This is a genomic window from Pedobacter immunditicola, from assembly GCF_037482985.1.
GTDB lineage: Bacteria > Bacteroidota > Bacteroidia > Sphingobacteriales > Sphingobacteriaceae > Pedobacter > Pedobacter immunditicola.
This window is the reverse complement of sequence record NZ_JBBHKC010000023.1, coordinates 1-392: the sequence shown is the minus strand read 5'-3', so window position 1 is coordinate 392 and position 392 is coordinate 1. Positions and strand designations below refer to the sequence as shown.

The following is a 392-nucleotide window of genomic DNA, read 5'->3' as shown; positions in this document are numbered from 1 at the left end:
TGTCTTCTCCTGGAATAGCTATACGAAAGTTAAATTAATACTGAATTTACTATACAAAAATATTTAGTAATCCGGAGCTGGTTATACAAGCAGGAATTTGCTTGGTTTTATACACTTTATTCTTCCATCTTTTGCGCAATGGTCCACTCGTTAAATGCGCCTTTTCGGGTGTTAGATAGTCACAGCTGGCATGTAGGCGGAGCTTGTTGTAAGCCTTGATTGACCTGTCGATTTTCTGAGTAGTTTCTGTAAAGCTTTCCTGAGAGCAATGAAGGTTGAACTCGGTTTTGATGATGCCGTTCACTCTTTCGGCAATGGCATTTTCGTATGGATCGCCATTTTCAGTCATACTGATGGCGATCCCGTTTTCAACCAACAGTGCAACGTAGGCC

The 392-nt window shown here is 41.3% G+C and carries 1 protein-coding gene; it reads right to left on the bottom strand.

The window, feature by feature from the left end:
• Window positions 1-49 precede the first annotated feature (49 nt).
• A partial coding sequence (locus tag WG905_RS19490) for an integrase core domain-containing protein (RefSeq protein ID WP_431844532.1) occupies window positions 50-392 on the bottom strand: 343 nt, incomplete at its 5' end.